General features: G+C 70.9%; 1 protein-coding gene. It reads left to right on the top strand.

Features of this window, described 5'->3' with window-relative positions; all coding sequences use genetic code 11:
* Positions 1-667: 667 nt before the first annotated feature.
* Positions 668-1,101 (top strand): cellulose-binding domain-containing protein (locus ACJA3G_RS37440; protein WP_406557462.1); only part of this gene is annotated, 434 nt, incomplete at its 3' end.

Here is a 1,101-nt window from a genome sequence, read left to right as displayed (position 1 = left end):
GTTTCCCGGAGGTGCGATCCCGTTGGGTGGGGGCACCTGGGCCCAGGCCGGGTCGACCTGCCCGTCCGGCGTGACGCGGCCGATCCCGTGACCGCCCACGGGCGTGGTATCAGCGAGTGCGAGGCGTCGTCGCCTGCGGCGCCGAGCGCCCGGCCGCGCGGGCAGGCGCCGCGAACGCGGGCGCTGGCGTCGGCGCCCCTGCGGCAGCGGCCAGTACGGCCGCAGGTACGAGCGACCGGCGACGTAGCGACGTAGCGACGTAGCGACGTAGCGACCGAGAGATCTTTCCGCGCTAGCCGCAGTAGGTAGCGCTTACCGGGTGGCACAGGAGCTTGCACACAAGTCTTGAACCAGTGGGAGCGCTCCCAGCATGGAGTTGGACAGGCCCGCGGTCAAGATGCTTGAGGAGTCGAAGTCATAAGACGTCATCGGAGGCCAACTCATTCGCTGTTCTAGGGCAGTTGGCCCCACCTGGACCCCGAGGCCCTTCGCAGGAAGGCCCGTCCGGCCCAGCGGTAGGCACCCGGGAAGCCGGCCACGACGTATCGCGTCCTCCTCCCTTGCCATGCGCCACCCGAGCCCCTACCGTGATGCCCCACCAGTGGGAGCGCTTCCATCCGTCGGACGCCGGGCATCTGCCGACGTCCCGGCCGTGAAGGATCCGCTCATGCGACACCCCCCGCGCTTGGCATTACCCCTCACCGCGGCGGCGCTCGTGCTCGCGAGCGCCGTCGTCGTCCCGCACGTCACGGCCTCCGGAGCCGAGCCGTCCTGTTCGGTGGCGTACGCCGTCACCAACGAGTGGGGCGGCGGCTTCCAGGGTTCCGTCACGATCACCAACAACGCCTCCGCGCTGTCCGGCTGGAGCCTCGGCTTCGCGTTCACCAGCAGCCAGAAGGTGACCCAGGGCTGGAACGCCAAGTGGTCCCAGTCCGGCAGCTCCGTCACCGCCGCCAACGAGAGCTGGAACGGTTCGCTCGCCCACGGCGCGAGCGTCACCCTCGGCTTCCTCGCCTCCCTGACCGGCGCCGACACACCGCCCCGCGCGTTCACCCTCAACGGCGAGCCGTGCGCCACCACCGGCGCGGGCGACCCCACCCC

Origin of the sequence: Streptomyces sp. YS-3 (genome assembly GCF_045257485.1) — a bacterium.
GTDB lineage: Bacteria > Actinomycetota > Actinomycetes > Streptomycetales > Streptomycetaceae > Streptomyces.
Note: the sequence above shows the minus strand (reverse complement) of the source record. Positions and strands in the feature narration are given on the sequence as shown.